At 63.5% G+C, this 14,960-nt stretch carries 15 protein-coding genes and 1 tRNA gene; 4 read left to right on the top strand and 12 right to left on the bottom strand.

Going from position 1 to position 14,960, the window contains the following annotated elements:
* Window positions 1–3: 3 nt before the first annotated feature.
* Window positions 4–957, top strand: coding sequence for a carbohydrate ABC transporter permease (locus tag CH286_RS12085; RefSeq protein ID WP_176458219.1), 954 nt, complete (start codon window positions 4–6; stop codon window positions 955–957).
* A complete protein-coding gene (locus CH286_RS12080) occupies window positions 947–1,756 on the top strand; it encodes a carbohydrate ABC transporter permease (RefSeq protein ID WP_037149115.1) in 810 nt (269 codons plus the stop codon). The genes CH286_RS12085 and CH286_RS12080 overlap by 11 nt, the downstream gene beginning before the upstream one ends.
* Here the strand turns inward: CH286_RS12080 and CH286_RS12075 are convergent, their stop codons facing one another.
* The 5 genes from CH286_RS12075 to CH286_RS12055 form a co-directional block, all read right to left on the bottom strand.
* On the bottom strand, window positions 1,757–2,650 hold the full coding sequence (locus CH286_RS12075) for a LysR substrate-binding domain-containing protein (RefSeq protein WP_032404997.1): 894 nt from the start codon (window positions 2,648–2,650) through the stop codon (window positions 1,757–1,759).
* A 131-nt stretch (window positions 2,651–2,781) separates the two neighbouring features.
* Complete coding sequence (locus tag CH286_RS12070) at window positions 2,782–3,240, bottom strand: hypothetical protein (protein WP_094609325.1); 459 nt, start codon at window positions 3,238–3,240, stop codon at window positions 2,782–2,784.
* 78 nt (window positions 3,241–3,318) lie between these two features.
* Window positions 3,319–4,542 (bottom strand): AGE family epimerase/isomerase, encoded by a 1,224-nt coding sequence (locus tag CH286_RS12065; protein WP_094609324.1) that lies wholly within the window; start codon window positions 4,540–4,542, stop codon window positions 3,319–3,321.
* A 39-nt stretch (window positions 4,543–4,581) separates the two neighbouring features.
* Entirely contained in the window at window positions 4,582–5,139 is a 558-nt protein-coding gene (locus CH286_RS12060) for a dihydrofolate reductase family protein (protein WP_094609323.1), read from the bottom strand.
* Between the two features lie 70 nt (window positions 5,140–5,209).
* Window positions 5,210–5,590 carry a RidA family protein gene (locus CH286_RS12055; RefSeq protein ID WP_371828283.1) on the bottom strand — a complete coding sequence of 127 codons (381 nt, stop codon included), beginning with the start codon at window positions 5,588–5,590 and terminating at the stop codon, window positions 5,210–5,212.
* 109 nt (window positions 5,591–5,699) lie between these two features.
* On the opposite strand from CH286_RS12055, the gene CH286_RS12050 reads away from it, so the two are divergent.
* The gene (locus tag CH286_RS12050; protein WP_094609322.1) at window positions 5,700–6,068 is read left to right on the top strand and encodes a winged helix-turn-helix transcriptional regulator; all 369 of its coding nucleotides are present in this window, start codon (window positions 5,700–5,702) and stop codon (window positions 6,066–6,068) included.
* On the opposite strand, the gene CH286_RS12045 is transcribed toward CH286_RS12050, so the two are convergent.
* The 4 genes from CH286_RS12045 to CH286_RS12030 all read right to left on the bottom strand — a co-directional run bounded on the left by CH286_RS12045 (window position 6,063) and on the right by CH286_RS12030 (window position 11,453).
* Window positions 6,063–6,968 (bottom strand): alpha/beta fold hydrolase, encoded by a 906-nt coding sequence (locus tag CH286_RS12045; protein WP_094609321.1) that lies wholly within the window; start codon window positions 6,966–6,968, stop codon window positions 6,063–6,065. The two genes, CH286_RS12050 and CH286_RS12045, sit on opposite strands and share 6 nt — an antisense overlap.
* Window positions 6,965–7,660 (bottom strand): TetR/AcrR family transcriptional regulator, encoded by a 696-nt coding sequence (locus CH286_RS12040; protein WP_255182637.1) that lies wholly within the window; start codon window positions 7,658–7,660, stop codon window positions 6,965–6,967. The genes CH286_RS12045 and CH286_RS12040 overlap by 4 nt, the downstream gene beginning before the upstream one ends.
* 112 nt (window positions 7,661–7,772) lie before the next feature.
* Window positions 7,773–8,864, bottom strand: a complete 1,092-nt coding sequence (locus CH286_RS12035; RefSeq protein ID WP_094609319.1) for a spore photoproduct lyase family protein — start codon at window positions 8,862–8,864, stop codon at window positions 7,773–7,775.
* 63 nt (window positions 8,865–8,927) lie between these two features.
* Window positions 8,928–11,453 carry a putative bifunctional diguanylate cyclase/phosphodiesterase gene (locus tag CH286_RS12030; protein WP_176458218.1) on the bottom strand — a complete coding sequence of 842 codons (2,526 nt, stop codon included), beginning with the start codon at window positions 11,451–11,453 and terminating at the stop codon, window positions 8,928–8,930.
* A gap of 346 nt (window positions 11,454–11,799) precedes the next feature.
* Here CH286_RS12030 and CH286_RS12025 point away from each other — a divergent pair, with 346 nt between their 5' ends.
* Window positions 11,800–12,897: a DNA alkylation repair protein gene (locus CH286_RS12025; protein WP_094609317.1), complete on the top strand. Its 1,098-nt coding sequence runs from the start codon at window positions 11,800–11,802 to the stop codon at window positions 12,895–12,897.
* A gap of 54 nt (window positions 12,898–12,951) precedes the next feature.
* Here the strand turns inward: CH286_RS12025 and CH286_RS12020 are convergent, their stop codons facing one another.
* The 3 genes from CH286_RS12020 to CH286_RS12010 all read right to left on the bottom strand — a co-directional run bounded on the left by CH286_RS12020 (window position 12,952) and on the right by CH286_RS12010 (window position 14,939).
* Window positions 12,952–13,998 carry a zinc-binding dehydrogenase gene (locus tag CH286_RS12020; protein ID WP_255182636.1) on the bottom strand — a complete coding sequence of 349 codons (1,047 nt, stop codon included), beginning with the start codon at window positions 13,996–13,998 and terminating at the stop codon, window positions 12,952–12,954.
* A 102-nt stretch (window positions 13,999–14,100) separates the two neighbouring features.
* Window positions 14,101–14,176 (bottom strand) — tRNA-Thr (locus CH286_RS12015).
* A gap of 67 nt (window positions 14,177–14,243) precedes the next feature.
* Window positions 14,244–14,939 (bottom strand): SDR family oxidoreductase, encoded by a 696-nt coding sequence (locus CH286_RS12010; RefSeq protein WP_094609334.1) that lies wholly within the window; start codon window positions 14,937–14,939, stop codon window positions 14,244–14,246.
* Window positions 14,940–14,960 lie beyond the last annotated feature (21 nt).

Raw genomic sequence — 14,960 nt, 5'->3', positions numbered from 1 at the left:
GGGGTGTTCATCGCCGTGGAGGATCGACCGCTCGAGACCGTCGTCGGTACGAATGCAGGGCCCCTCTTTCGCCAGGGCCGGTGGCGGCGGGTGATCCGGTCGGCGCAGCCGTACTTGTATCTGACACCGGCTGTCGGCCTGTTGATCGTGTGGACGTACCGACCACTGGTGCAGGCCGCGGAACTGTCGACCTACTCGTGGAACCTCCTGCCGACCACACCGATGGTTCCGGTCGGTGCCGACAACTATCGACGACTGCTCGAGCTACCGGCCGTCGGAGATTCCCTCCGGCGCACAGTGATTTTGATCATCGGGCTGTTGCCGTTCTCCATCGTACTTCCGGTGACCATCGCGTTCGCCACCCGAAAGGTGAACGGACGCGCACGGGTTGTCTACCAGAGCATCGTCTTCGCGCCGTTCCTCATCGCGCCCGTCGCCGGAGCGGCCGTGTGGCAGTGGCTGCTCGACCCAGGTGCCGGCATCGTCAACCGCGTCATCGGCTCCGATCGCAACTGGATTCAGGACGCCGACACCGCACAGTTCGTCGTCATCGTGATCACAGGTTGGCACTTCCTGGGTTTCGCAGTTCTGGTGGTGTCCGCGGGGATGGCCGGTATCGACACGTCGTACCAGGAGGCTGCGGAGTCGGACGGTGCGTCCAAATGGCAGATCGACCGGTGGATCGTGCTGCCGCTGCTGTCGCCGACGTTGGTGTTCCTCGCCCTGATGACTGTGTTGTTGAGCGCTCAGTGGACGTTCCCGCTCATCGACACCCTGACTCAGGGCGGTCCGTCTCGGTCTACCACCAACATCTATTACCTGCTGTGGGACTACGGCTTCCGCACTTTCGATGCCGGCCTGAGCGCGGCCGCCGGCATCGTGCTGTTCGTGGGATTCGGTGCGCTTGCCGGCGGTCTCGTGTGGTTGTCGGAAAAGGTTGCCTTTCATGACGATTGATATCGGCCGCGTACGCGGACATCTGATTCTTGGCATCACCGCGCTGGCGTGCGCGTTTCCGATCTACTGGTTGTTCGCGACGTCGTTGCGCCGCCCCGACGACGTCTATTCGCTCTCCCCCGTGCCGTGGCCCCTCTCAGTGGCCAACTATGTCGACGCGGCGAACAAGGTGGACCTGTTCGGTCTGTTGGGCAACACGTTTGCCGTTGCGCTCGCGTCGTCGACGGCGCAGCTGCTGATCGCTGTCTTGGCGTCGTACGCCTTCGCGATGTACACGTTCCGGTTCCAGAAGTTGCTGTACCTCGCGTTCGTCGGCACGTGGCTGGTGCCGTTCCAGGTGACGATGTTGCCGAACTACGTTCTGCTGTATCAGCTGGGGCTCATCAACACCCTCGCGGGCGTCGTCGTACCCACACTCTGTTCAGCATTGGCCGTGCTGCTGCTTCGTCAACACATGGCAGGCTTTCCGAAAGAGCTGATCTCGGCCGCTCAAATGGATGGACGTTCCTCGTGGTCGATCCTGTGGACTGTGGTGGTCCCCAACCTCAGGCCCGCACTCGCAGCCCTGTCGATCCTGTTGTTCGTCAACTCCTGGAACGAATATTTCTGGCCTGCAGTGGTACTGCAGCGAAGCAACGCCGTCCTGCAACTGGGTCTGCGTAGCTTCATGGGCACCGAGGGCACCGACTGGGGACCGATGATGGCTGTCGCAGGAATGGCGTGCCTACCGGTGTTCCTGCTCTACGTCGTTCTGCAACGGCACATCGTCGACGCGTTCGTCAGGTCGGGCCTGAAGTGATCACGCCGGTTCGATACAACGCACAAAAGCGTCGACTGCGGGGTTGCACTCGTTGCCTCGCCAGACGAGATACAGATCGATTGTCGGGACTGGATCGAACAGCTTGACGGCCACTGTGTTCGACCCAACGGCTCCCATCCCCGCCGAGGTCGCCCGCGACCACGACGCGAACCCGACCAATGGCTTCACCGACACCACGTGAGCCGTCGCACCTGGGTCATCGGCAGTCTGAGCCACATGGAGTCCGATGCGGTTGTCGGCGGCCGCCGCGAAAATGGAGTCGTACATCGCCGGGCACTGCTCTCGGTCGAACAAGATGCAGGATTGACCTGCCAAGTCCGCGAACGGAACTCGGGACAGACCTGCCCAACTGTGTTTCCTGCCGACCACGGCGACAAGCGGTAAACCCTGCAGCACCCGGCGATGCCTGAACTCCCCCGATCCAGGGCGGCCGTAGACGAGCGCAACATCGAGAGTGCCGTCTTTCAGAGCCGTCAACTGTGGGCCGGTTCGCTTCTCCCACAGCGAAACCACGACGTCCGAGTGATCGCGATTCATCCGGGCCAGGGCGTCGGGCAGTACGTGCCGGCTGGCCGGCAAGTTGTAACCGATGTTGAGAGACCGTTCCTCACCGGTCGCGACCGCCCGGGTGACCCTGGCCGCCGTGTCCATCTGTCGAACTATGAGCCGCGCCTGACTCTCGAATTCGCGACCCGCTCGTGTCAGCGTCACCTCGTGCGACGTCCTGGCCACCAACGTCACTCCCAGCGACTTCTCCAGCTTCTGCAATTGGGCGCTCAACGACGGTTGGGTGAGGTGCAGTCGGGCGGCGGCGCGTCCGAAGTGCAGTTCTTCGGAGATGGCAATGAACGCCGTCAGATGCCTGAGCTCCATGATCTGCCCTTCGAGATGGGGGATGATCTCGCCAGGGTATAGAGCGCACACAACAACATCTGAACACCGGACGTCCAGCTGATGCATTCTCGGTCGAGACGTGCCGACGGTGCACTTCTGGACAGCGCGTTCTAACTGCGCGTCGACTGGAGCTTCCGCGCTGATCTGGCGATCACGAATCCTCCGATGCCGACTACACCGAACCAGAGGTCGGCGATGATCCCGACTGTCTGCACCTGATCACCTCGTGCGAGCGTGAAGACATCGAGCATCAGCGCGGGGACACCGCGAGCCAAAGCCAAGCACGATCCGACCGACATCGCCCACGTCACTCGCCGATGCCACACGGTCGATTCGATGCCGGTTCCGAACCAGGCGAACAGCCCCGCTCCAATGGCGATGATCGCGGTCGCGACGAGGTCGTAGGCGAGGAACACCGGCCGTTCACCGATGGGCGCGAGCTCCGCTGGAACACCACCGCGCCAACCGGCAGCCCACGCTACGTGCACAGCGGCAAAGACTGCGCTCGACAGTGCGAGAAAGTACGCGACGGTGCGATGCGCGGTACGTGGACGCAGTATTCGAGCCATGCCTCCATAATGGTCCGACACGACGGTGACGCATATCCGGGAACACCCTGATCTGACGCGAGCGCGTGCGGCGAGAGGCTATCCGAATGAGGCCAGAAGACTCGAGCGAAGCTCGTATCGACTGATCCACGTCGCTTGGACGGCGTGATAAAGATCGGGTTTGCCGCTCCACACCGTCGCCGCTGGAACATTGTCGGAATCGAGTTCGTGATGCCAGGAGCCGCCGACGTGGTCGATGAAGGAGTCGGCCGCAACGTCCCACCATTCGCGATAGTCGTTGTGGTACCGATCTTCTCCGGTGTGACGACCCAGCGTCGCGGCGGCGGCGATCGCCTCGCACAGCACCCAGTGCAGTCGCTCGGTCACCACAGGGCGTCCGGACCAGTCGGTGGTGTACACGAACCCCGGGGTCGGGCCCGGCTGCCAGCCATCCTGCGCCGCTCGGTGATACAGAGACTTCGCCGACTCGACGTAGTCGTGGCCGTGGACGCTGGTCGCAACCATGCTGGCCTGCACCAGAAGTCGTGCCCACTCGAATCCGTGACCCACCGTCGCCCCGTACGGCTTGAACTGGTTGGCGGTGTCGTCCGAATTGAACTCGAGCTGCGGAATCCATTCTGCAGTGAAGTGTTCCGGAATGCGCCAGTCGTTGGCCGCAGCCCACGTGCACACGTTGTCGCAGATGCATACTGCACGTTCACGCCAGATCGTGGGCGCACCCGCATCGACGGCAGCCAACAGCGCTTCGACCATGTGCATGTTGGCGTTGATTCCGCGGTAGTCGTCGAGTTCGGTCCAGTCGGCAGTCCATGTGTCCGCACACATTCCGTAGTTCTCGTCCCAAAAACGTGCGGCCACGATGTCGAGGGCTTCGCCGAGAAGACCCCGACCATCAGGGTGCCCCGCGGCGGCGGCAGCCGAAGCGGCCAGTACCACGAATGCATGCGTGTACGCGTTCTTGACAGCATCGGGCGAGGTCGCGTCGGCGCTGGACTCGAACCAGCCGCCGTTCGTGCTGTCCCGCAACGTCGTCAGTAGGCCGTCGAACACTCGATCGGCTTTCCTGCGAGACCCGGGATACCCCTGGACCGACGCCAGGAAGTGCACGTGCGCCATCCGTGCGGTGATGTACGTCAGCGCCGGGTGATCGAGATCGGGGTTCCCGCGGTCGTCCAACCACGCCGCGCCACCGGCCGGGTGGTCGAGTGAGGTTCCGAAATCGAGAAGACGAGACGATTCGGTGTCGAGCCACAACTGATGCGAGGGAAGGGTCCACCAAGTGCGACGATGTCCGGAGCTCATGTGTTCATTGTGCGCTGTGCTCGATGGACTGGGCCGAAGTCAGCGAGAGACGCTGTAGCGCATGTAGACCCACCCGGAGGCCGCGAACACTCGGTGCTCTTCCAGAGCCAGGTCGAGGTGCTGCCCGGCCGGAAAGTAGGGCTTCCCGCCGCCGAGGATGGTCGGCAGGAGGATGACCTCGAATTGATCGATCTCGTCGACCAGCGACTTCGCCAGTGCGGCACCGGCGACGGCTATGGTGCCCTCGGTCTCTCGTTTGATCCGCTGCACCTCGGCGACTGCATCGGCACTGCGCACCAACCGACACCCGTCGGCAACGGAGTCGAGGGTGTCGGAGAAGACCGTGCGCGGCGTGTCTACGTACAGCCGTGCGAACTCCGCCTCGATATCCTCGCCGTCGGCGCGTTCCGGGGCCGTCCAGAAGTCCTCCATGGCCTCGTACATTCGACGGCCGAACAGGAAGGCCGCGGTCTCCTCCGTCTGACGATTGAAGAATCGATGTGTCTCCGCGTCGGGCATGGCGTAATCGAGACTGCCTGCGGAGTCCTCGACGTAGCCATCGAGGGAAACGATCATGTTGTACGTCAGAATGGCCATGTCACTCCTGAGGTCGGGTCGGTTTGTCAGTATCGACCTACGCGCCGACGAGAAGTCACCGGTCGGCGGGTCAGTCCAGAATGGCCGTCGCCTCGACCTCGACGAGTACGTCGGGCTCGAACAAATAGTCCACTCCGATCAGCGATGCCGGGGGCATCGGAGTCGGCAGTCCGATCTCGTCGGCGACGCGCGTGACGCCGTCCATGAACTCGCCGATCAGCTCGGGAGCCCAATGCGTGACGTAGAACGTCAACCGCAGAACGTCCCCGAATGTAGCTCCGGCACCGGTCAATCCGATCGCGGTATTGCGGAGCGCCTGCGCGACCTGCCCGGCCAGGTCGTTCTCGGCGACCGCCGACCCGTCACCGTTCCGCGCAATCTGGCCGCTGACGTGGATATGCCGAGAACCCTGACCCACCGCCACGTGGTGATACGGGGTGGGTTGCATCATGCCGGACGGGGTGAATCGGGTGACGCTCAAGGTGATCCCTTCGTCGTAGAAATTCAGGTATAACGTTGATACCTGGTACACAAAGGACACTTCAAGGGAACCTGGTTTCATGACCGATACCGCCGACGGCAACGCAGAACTGACGATCACCGCCCCGCATCGTGAACTGCTGGATCAGGTGCTCGACAAATGGTCGCTGCAAGTACTGAACGAATTGTGCGAGCGCCCCTGCCGATTCAACGATCTCCGCCGCGCGATTCCTGAGGTGACTCAGAAGTCCCTCACCGCAACTCTGAGGAAGCTCGAACGCAACGGGATCATCGAACGCACGGTTCTGAGCACCCGCCCGGTGGCGGTGGAATATCGAATCACCCCCCTGGGCAAAACGCTTCGGGCCCCCGTCGACGTACTGCTGGCGTGGGCAACCGCGCATATGGACGACATAGACCGAGCGCGAGACCGATTCGATGCCCTATGACGGCACCGATGACACCTCGGCGCGCTCGGACAAACGGGTGATGAAGCGCGCGATCTCTGTAGGCTTCTCCTCCGCCATGAAGTGGCCTGCGTCGATGGCCTCGTACGTCAGATCCGGTGCCCAGGCACCCCACAGCGCGGCCGCGTCGAAGCCCAGTTGCGAACCCCAGTCCTGAGATATCACCCCTACGGGCATGGCGAGACGCCTGCCGTCGATGCGGTCCTGTAGATCCATCTCGAGGTCGATGCCGGCAGTCGCTCGGTAGTCGGCAACGATGGAGTCGACTGCCGCCACCGAGCTGTCGATGTAGTGCTGACGGACTTCGGCCGAGAACGTCGAGCCGTCGGGGTCCCACGCGTCGAGAAAAGAACCGAAGAATTCGGCAGCCACTGCCCGAATCATTCGCTCCGGCATCCCCGCAGGCTGCGCCATCAAGTACAGATGCCAGGCCACCTTCGCGTCGATTCCCCGCAGAACTTCCCACGTATCCGCCGTCGGCAACACATCCAGAATGCCCAGGTACTGCACCGTCGACGGGTGATCGAGTGCCGCACGAACGCCCACGAGCGCGCCGCGATCGTGGCCCACCAACCCGAACCGCTCGAACCCGAGTGCCTGCGTCACCCGCACGACGTCCCCCGCCATGGTGCGCTTCGAATAGGTCGCTGCATCGCGCTCGGCCGGCTTCGAGCTGGCCCCGTAGCCCCGGAGATCGGGCACGATGACGGTGAAGCGGGACGCGAGTTCACGCGCGACATCTCGCCACATGTAGTGGGTCTGAGGAAAGCCATGCAGCAGAACCAAAGCGGGACCACTGCCTGCTACGGCGACGCTCGATTCGATCTCTTCGTCGACCGGAATCATCGTGTAGTCGAAATCGTCGATCTTCATGTCGGTCATCGTTGCTCCTCGTTCGTTCTGTGATCGGGGTGGCCGGAGAAGATCCCGGGTGGAAGCCGGCGGGTCGTGAGTGCCGAGGCCTTCAAGGCGGGGATGACAACTGAATCGATCAGTGATTCGAGGTAGCTGTCATCGATCGAGAGCCCATTGAGGCGCCGAAGCAGAACCACCGAGCCGACCACTTCCTCGAATGGAAACGGGTCTGCCCCCTCGGGTAGCTCACCGCGACGTATCGCAGCATCGAGTACCGAATTTGGGAGCCGCGAACCGGTGGGGCCGGTCGCTCGCTCGATCTCCTCGCACAGGTCAGGGTCCTCGAGCCCGGCTTGGAGGAGTAGTAACGGCAACGAACTGTCGGCGGCGGTCATGCTGTGCCGCAGGCGTGCACACAGCGCCAGGAGGTCACCGCGCAAGGTTCCTGTGTCGATCTCGTCCGAGTCGACGCGCTGCGCCGGACCGGCTTTGACAGCTGCGATAACCATGTCGCGCTTGGTCTTCCAGCGTCGGTACAGAGTTGCTTTCGACGCTCCGGCTCGACGTGCGACCCCCTCGAACGTCACGGCGTCGTAGCCGACTCCACCCAGCAGGCCGATGACTGCGTTCAGGATTTCTGCTTCCCGCTCCGCGTCCCGCGGACGCCCGACAGACGTGGGCGGCTGCTCAGGTTCGTCGTTCCCATTACGATACGGCACGTTTCGTACCATAACACGCCGCCAACGGAGTCTCGACCTGGGACGCTCTCCTATCCAAGGCGACCTCCGGAAAGATGAAGCAGCGCAGCGCCTTACAAGCGCGGCCGGTACTTCAGGTCCAGTAGAGCAGCTGCGCGTCGGGCAGGACGCCGCGAAGTTCGTCGGTGAACCAGCTGCGCATCTCGGCCATCGTGTCCTTGGGGTAGACGTACTTCACTCCGCCGAACTTGTTTCTCTTCGCGGTGCGCGCATTTTCGTCCATCTCCAGTTTCGTTCCCGGATACCAGCTCAGCAGCACGTCTTTGCTCGACGGCGTGAACCGGTGAGTGATGATTTCGGCAGTCAGATCGAGATCGGGGACATCACGCAACGCGTCGGCGACATCGGTGAGCAATCGCCCGTACTGCTCTCGCCACTCCGGGATGGGCATGATCGGGGCAATGGTGAGCCCGACTCGGTAACCGGCCAACGCCAGCTGCCGCAGTGCCTCGATCCGAGCCGGCATGCGGGCGGTTCCACCCTCGAATCGGTGTGCGATGTCATCTGCGTTGACCGACAACCGAACTCGGGTGCGGCGACCATGGTCCAGCGTCACCAGCTCGTTGACGTCGTCGAATTTCGTGGTGAAACGCAGCGAAACGTCGTCGCCGTACACACCCGCGCCCACTCTACGAACGGCCTCCGCAAGGGACCCTGTCACGTGTTCGATCCCCAATGGGTCGGTGTAGCAAGACAACTCGAAGGTGGTGCCCTCGTGGCCCCGCTCCTCGGTGCCGGAGGTGATGGAACCACGGCCCGCATGAGTGCCGATACCGGCCAGGACGTCGTCGAGGTTGGCGAACACTCTGGTGATCGGTGGCCCCGACAACGAGCCCGCCAGATAGCAGTACTGGCAGTGCGCCGGGCACCCCTTCGCAAGATCGATGCGCCAGTCCGCACTGGGCGGAATGGGTCGGGGTTTCAACACACTCGGCGGTGCCACCACCACGGCCATCGTCGTCTTGGCTCGCGCGTAGGTCTCTCGTTCGGACTCACCGCGCAACCCTGTCAAGCGATCGCCTGGGAGGATGTCGATGTCAACGACCCCGGCCGCCTCGCAACGGCGAAGAATTTCTGCGGTGTGCGGTAATTCGGACGCGGATTTGGTGACCAGGACACGAGAGGGCGTCCAGAGTCGGGTGGCGGCAACCAGAAGATCATCCATTACTTCTCTTCAACGCACCGGCTAGCGCAATGCTTCCCGGTTGCCGCAGCTCGGGCGAGAAATTCAGGAACCCCACGTGTCAGCGGGGACCTTCGCAGGCCGGCCCAACAGATAGCCCTGTCCCTGAACCGAACTCGGCAGTGCGTCGAGTTGGTCGAGAGTCTCGATGCCTTCGACCACACAACCCAGATTCAGATCGCGGGCGAGGTTGATGATCGCCCGAACGATGCTGCTGCTCGTCGAATCGCTGGTCATGGTGGCCGTGAACGAACGATCGATCTTCACCGCGCTGACCGGGAGAGTGGCGAGGTACCGCAGGCTCGCAAACCCGGTGCCGAAGTCGTCGATGGCAATTCCAACGCCCAGTGCGCGCAGTTCGCCCAGCTGACGCAGCATCGAGGAACCGGATTCGAGAAGCACCGACTCGGTCAGCTCCAGGACGAGATCCACCGGTGCCATGTCGTGCCGAGCGAGGGCAGCACCCACCGCCGCTGACATGTCGACGTGCTGAGCCTGCCGGGCACTGAAGTTCACCGCGACAGTGACGGGGGCGTTCGACACGGAGGTGGGCGGGTTCGCGAACCGCCACTGCGCGAGAGTTCTGAGCGCATCGTCGAGCACCCGCTCGCCCAGCTCCGAAATGAGCCCCGTGTCCTCCGCAACCGGGATGAATCTGTCGGGCGTGATCTCTGCGCCGCTGTCGTCACGCAAGCGGGCCAGAGCCTCGAAACTCGCGAGTTGCCGGCTCTCGAGATCGTAGACGGGCTGATACGCCACGCTCAGCGTCGCGGCACCACGTCGTCCGGAATCGAGCGCACTCCGCAGAGTCTGCTCGACGTAGGCACGCTCGAGTGCGTTCGCGCGCAACGCGTCGTCGAACAGTTCGATCCTGTCCTTGCCGAGCTGCTTGGCCCGGTACATCGCGGAGTCCGCGTCCCGCAGCACTTCCTGCGCACTGGCACCCTTGCGAACCAGCACCATCCCGACACTGGCCGACACCACGTACTGGCGACCGCGGTGAACGATCGGTGCCGCGAGCACCGTCCGGATTCGCTCGGCGACGCGCTCGGCCAATCCACCGCCCACTCGCTTGTCGAATCCACTTTCGGCGGGCAGCGCTTCGATGACGAGAACGAACTCGTCACCGCCCACTCGGGCGATCGAATCATCGGCTCGCAGCACCGACCGCAAACGCCGGGCAACCTCCACCAGAACCGCGTCACCGGCAGCATGCCCACCGGTGTCGTTGACTCGTTTGAACCCGTCCAGATCACAGAAGAGCACCGCCGCAGCAGCCCCCGTACTCGCGCCACGCTCGATCGCCGAACCGATTCGGTCCAGCAGCATCATCCTGTTCGGGAGGCCGGTCAGCGGATCTTGCAAGGCTGCCCGCTCGAGGGCGCGCTCCGCCTCCACGACGTCGGTCACCTCTCGCACCACCGAGAGCACCTCCGCCACTGCACCCGATGGCCCGTGCCGAAACGGGGTGGTGCGTCGTGAAAGCCACCGCAGGGTGCCGTCGGACGCCCGTACCCGATACCGAATGCTGACGCTTTCCCCCTCCGGCAGCGATGCCGCTTCCCGGTCCGCGGCACGAACGACATCGATATCTTCTTCCACCACCCCGTCCAGTCGATCGTCCCCTTCGGTCGCGTCGTCGGGCCTACCGAGCCCGCTCCACGACGGCCGATCGTCGTCTACCGACCCGTCCGCATTCGGCCCGTCCAGCAGCGATCGAAGACTACGAGAAGCCCACGTCACGCGGCCGGTATCGACAGCGGTCACCGTGGTGATGTCCGGTGACGCCGTCAATACTGCGTCACGGAAAGCTCGCGCCTGCTCGAGCTCGGATCTTGCCTGCCGCTCGGCGGTGACGTCCTCGGAGAGCACCATCGCACCGACGATCCGGCCCGAACCATCGCGCAAAGGTCTGGTCTTGACCTGGAAGATCGCGCCCGTTCGGTGGCCGACGGTGTCGAACGAAGACTCGTTGCCCTCCACCGCAGCTCGGTAGTGCGGTTCGAGTTGGGTGTAGACGTCCGGTGGCACCGCATCCCGCAACAGCTGGCCCTCCATCCGCTGCGGGTCGTAACCCTCCGTGACGAGTCCGCCACCTTCGACGAGGACGAACCGCAGATCACAATCCACGAGCAGCACCGACGTGTGCGGTAAGTTCGCCGCCAATTGCCGATACCGGGCCTCGCTCGCATGGTCGAACATCGCCGGCGAGCCGAGCAACGGACCGTAGAAGCGACGCATCCCCAGGTAGATCACACCGGCGAGCGCGGTCGACGCCGTCACCGCAACGTCGACGCTTCCTCCCATCGACTCGCGCATCGCGTCGAGCATGCCCGTGTCGGAGCCTGCGGCGAGATGCGAGGCATGACTGTCGAACCCCGCCAGCAAGTGCAGCGCATGAACCAGGTGATGAGCGGCGCACGTCAGAAAGATCGCTGCCGTCGCGACCGCCAACCGGTTGGTTCGGAGCTGCCCTGTTCGCAGCAGCCCCCGGACGATGAACAGCACGATCCCCAGATACGCAGCAGCGGTGATTCCGTTGAGAATCACCACCGAAAGCCACCCGCTCACAGTGAACGTTCTCCGGAACGGTGCCGGGAACACGCACCCCGATGCAACTCGACACGGACGACGGGCACGACGCGACCCCCCAGGGTTATGGCCCATGGTGCACAGGGGCCGGTCCAGCCGGAGAACTCCAGTCGACCAGCAGCCCAGCGCATGTTGATCCGCGAAGGTTATCCCAGTCCGATTCGAAGCGCTGATGTTCGCGCGGCCCGAATTTGGGTGTCGCTTCGGTCATTTCGGACCTCAATGTGCCCGACGACGACGATCGGAGCCGATCTCGCCCCTCAGCCCAATTACCGCAAACAGCTAGCATCCCTACGATGTCACTGCTTCAGGGTAAGAACCTCTCATGCCCTTTGCCGACGAACTCATCGGACCGGACACAGCCCGCTCGCTGTTCCGCGCCATACACAGCGCTGCACCGAGCGCTGATCTGTCGTTACTCGATGCTGCGGCAGGTCTGCTGGGCCCACTCGCGCTCAGAGCGCGCGCCGATCTGCTGCGTGATGCGCTTCTGACCGGACTGCCTGGCACCTACGTCCAGTTCGCCGGCACCATCCGACGGGCAGCCACGGATCCGGACTTCCAGGGTTGGTTGGTCTGGCCCGTCACGAGCGCTGTTGCGTCGAAGGCCGTCGAGGAGAAGACCTCGAGCGCCTTCGACGACGGGATGTCGTTGCTCGCCGAGCTCACCGGCCGACTCAGTTCGGAATTCGCCATCCGCACTTTCCTCCGAGCCGATCTGGATCGCTCTCTCGCCATCGCGCTCGAATGGACGCAATTTTCGGACGAGCACGTGCGCCGTCTGGCATCGGAAGGGACCCGCCCGTACCTTCCGTGGTCGGTGCGGGTCCCCGAGATCCTCGAGCGTCCGGGCGTCACGGTGCCGATTCTGGACAGGCTGTACCGAGACGACAGTGAGTACGTTCGGCGTTCGGTTGCCAACCATCTCAACGACTTCAGCCGAGATGTCCCGGACATCGTCGTCCAGGCCGCAGCGCGGTGGCTCGACGACCCGGATGCGAACACCGGCCGGCTCGTTCGACATGCGCTTCGGACGGTGATCAAGAACGGAAACACCGATGCGCTTGCTCTACTGGGGTTCGCGCCGGCCGAACTGGAAGTGACAGGCCCGGCCCTCGACGTCGCGGAGCTGCCCATCGGGGAAAGCCTGGAATTCAGCGCATCGATCCGCAACCTCGGCCTCGAACCCGCAAAGGTAGTGATCGACTACATCGTTCACCACACGAAGGCCAACGGTGGGGTGACAGGAAAGACGTTCAAACTGAAGACAACAACGATCGCGCCCGGTGAGAGCATCGACGTCCGGCGGAACCATTCGTTCAGGACCTTGACCACACGCAAGTACTACCCCGGCCCTCACGCGATCGAGCTCCAGATCAACGGCGTGAGTTATGGCCGCGCGGACTTCGAGCTGGTGAGCTAGTTTCGGGCGTGCACGGCGAATACTGCATTGCCACGGTGCCGGCGCGGCTGCCGATCACGCCTGATCGAGAACCGCGGGCGGAACGAGCACGAACTTTCCGACGTGGTCCTTCTCCACGAAGCGCTGCTGCGCCGCCGCGATCTGCTCGAGCGGAAAAGAATCGGCCAGCAACGGCCGAATCTCACCGGCTTCGATGTACGACACGAGGTTCGGGAACACGTCCTCGCCCCACGCTGTACACCCGAGGAGCGTGAGGTCGTTCAGATACATCGTCCGTAGATCCAACTCGACGAGGGGCCCTGCGATCGCACCCGACGACACGTAGGTTCCCCCACGAACGAGAAGATCGAGCAACGGACCGAACCCTGTGCCTGCGACGTTGTCGATCACCACATCGACGCTGCGCTTGCCGAGGGTGTCCACCACGTCCACGTCGCGTCCGTAGACCTCGTCGACGCCGAGTTCGCGGAGCTGATCGTGCTTGGCACGGCTCGCGATACCGATCACGCGCGCGCCTCGCCGAACGGCGAGTTGCACTGCGGCAGAACCTACCCCGCCCGACGCGCCGGTTATCAGCACCGTCGACCCTCGACGGACTCCCGCGCGAGCAATCATGTTCTCCGCCGTGCCGTACGCACACGGGATCGTCGCCAGCTCGCCGTCGGCCCACCCACACTCGACCGCGAAGACCTCGCTCGCCGGAACGACGACGAATTGGGCGAACGCACCGTTCATGTCCGATCCCAACCAGCGCGTCTCGCCCGACGAGAATCCGTCGACACGCATGCACGATCGAACCAGGACACGGCGACCGACGATGGACTCGTCGGTCTCGGCGTCCGCACATACGATCCCGCAGCAGTCCGTGCCCTGAATCAGCGGAAACGGTGTCGTGTCGTTCCACCCACCGTCTTGGTACCAGCCCATGCGCGTGTTGATTTCGGTGTTGTTCATCCCTGCCGCCAACACTCGAACGAGCACCTCACCCGGACCCGGCACGGGTCTCGGCACCTCGGAGACGACGAGCTTGTCGTATCCACCGGTGCCGGTGGTGACGACCGCTGTCATCAGCCCGGCACCGTGTACCTCGTCGGTTCGCATGAACCGATCTTGCAGGATCGACGCGTGGACCAGGTCGATCCGGCCCGAATCGAGCAACAGAAAAGGCCCCCGACACGCTGTTGCATGTCAGGGGCCTGCTGGTGGAGCCGCCTAAGAGAATCGAACTCTTGACCTTTTCATTACGAGTGAAATGCTCTACCGACTGAGCTAAGGCGGCGTGCCTTTCGGCGTTGGTGAGTCTAACGGAGCATCACATCGAAACGAAAATCGCCTCCCCTCGGCGGTCAGCCTGCGAGGCCCAGGCCCTCCGCCGGTCCGCCGAGGATCGACTTGACGTGCCTGGTCAGGTCGTCGGCGAGCACTTCGGTCTCGCCCGCTTCGACGGCGTTGAGAACCTGGCGCACCACGTCACGTGGGTCGTTCTTCGGGACGTCGAGTTCGGCGATCATGTCGGTGTCGGTGTATCCCAGATGGACTCCGACGACCAGCGTCCCCTGCGGGGCCAGCTCGAGCCGCAGCGAGTTGGTCGCCGACCAGATCGCCGCCTTGGATGCCCCGTACGCGCCCGCACCGCCCAGCCACGACAGCACCGAGTGGATGTCGATCAGTGCTCCGCCGCCGTTGGCTTTCAGGATCGGCGCGAATTCCTGCGCGATCCGCAGGGCCCCGAACACGTTGGTCTCGAACACCGCACGCACGTCGTCGATCGATGTCGTCAGCAACGGTGTTGTTCCTGGAGCGCCTGCGTTGTTGAACACAATCGACACATCGGATGCGATATCACCAAGCGCTGCAACAGAATCCGCGTCGGTGACGTCGAGTGCTACCGGGACGATACGAGGATCCGAGTCCTCGCGTGGGTTCCGCGCAGTCGCATACACCTTCGCTGCCCCACGCTCGAGCAACGCATCGACCGTCGCCTTGCCCAGACCGCGCTGACCGCCGGTCACCAACACTGTTGCTCCCGAAATCGACACCATCGAACTCATCCTTACGACAGA

It is taken from the genome of Rhodococcus sp. WWJCD1, from assembly GCF_002258735.1.
Classification (GTDB): domain Bacteria; phylum Actinomycetota; class Actinomycetes; order Mycobacteriales; family Mycobacteriaceae; genus Rhodococcoides.
The sequence above is the reverse complement of the archived record's forward strand: the minus strand, read 5'-3'. Positions and strand labels throughout refer to the sequence as shown.

Bases quoted from the DNA above. Each gene is read 5' to 3' on its own strand.
- CH286_RS12080 (WP_037149115.1), top strand. From the start codon at position 947: ATGACGATTGATATCGGCCGCGTACGCGGACATCTGATTCTTGGCATC.
- CH286_RS12075 (WP_032404997.1), bottom strand. From the start codon at position 2,650: ATGGAGCTCAGGCATCTGACGGCGTTCATTGCCATCTCCGAAGAACTG.
- CH286_RS12070 (WP_094609325.1), bottom strand. From the start codon at position 3,240: ATGGCTCGAATACTGCGTCCACGTACCGCGCATCGCACCGTCGCGTAC.
- CH286_RS12065 (WP_094609324.1), bottom strand. From the start codon at position 4,542: ATGAGCTCCGGACATCGTCGCACTTGGTGGACCCTTCCCTCGCATCAG.
- CH286_RS12060 (WP_094609323.1), bottom strand. From the start codon at position 5,139: ATGGCCATTCTGACGTACAACATGATCGTTTCCCTCGATGGCTACGTC.
- CH286_RS12055 (WP_371828283.1), bottom strand. From the start codon at position 5,590: ATGATGCAACCCACCCCGTATCACCACGTGGCGGTGGGTCAGGGTTCT.
- CH286_RS12050 (WP_094609322.1), top strand. From the start codon at position 5,700: ATGACCGATACCGCCGACGGCAACGCAGAACTGACGATCACCGCCCCG.
- CH286_RS12045 (WP_094609321.1), bottom strand. From the start codon at position 6,968: ATGACCGACATGAAGATCGACGATTTCGACTACACGATGATTCCGGTC.
- CH286_RS12035 (WP_094609319.1), bottom strand. From the start codon at position 8,864: ATGGATGATCTTCTGGTTGCCGCCACCCGACTCTGGACGCCCTCTCGT.
- CH286_RS12025 (WP_094609317.1), top strand. From the start codon at position 11,800: ATGCCCTTTGCCGACGAACTCATCGGACCGGACACAGCCCGCTCGCTG.
- CH286_RS12020 (WP_255182636.1), bottom strand. From the start codon at position 13,998: ATGCGAACCGACGAGGTACACGGTGCCGGGCTGATGACAGCGGTCGTC.
- CH286_RS12010 (WP_094609334.1), bottom strand. From the start codon at position 14,939: ATGGTGTCGATTTCGGGAGCAACAGTGTTGGTGACCGGCGGTCAGCGC.